The 273-nt window shown below is 51.6% G+C and carries 1 pseudogene; it reads right to left on the bottom strand.

Annotated elements, in window-relative coordinates:
- Positions 1-269: pseudogene (locus ACTHS3_RS17880) on the bottom strand (MarR family transcriptional regulator); the annotation flags it as partial.
- Positions 270-273 lie beyond the last annotated feature (4 nt).

Genomic DNA, 273 nt, shown 5'->3' with positions numbered 1-273 from the left:
GTCATGGTACCTGATGTTACCATCAGCGAAGAGAACAACTCAGTTGGGGTCAACGTATAAGGCGCGCCACTGCGGCGCAAAGTAGCCAGCACATCGAACGAGCCTTCGGTTAAACCGTATTCTCCGTAAACTTTTTCCAATTCGCGTGCGATTAAAGCAGCGGCGCGTTTCAGACGACCTATTAACAACATGTTCTCTGCTTCCAATTCTGGTAGTTCCTGCTTCCATTGGGCAACGGCGCGGGCGGCTGCATCAAGGTGTTCGGTCATAGGA

It is taken from the genome of Neisseria sp. P0009.S007 (assembly GCF_051962515.1).
Note: the sequence above shows the minus strand (reverse complement) of the source record. Positions and strands in the feature narration are given on the sequence as shown.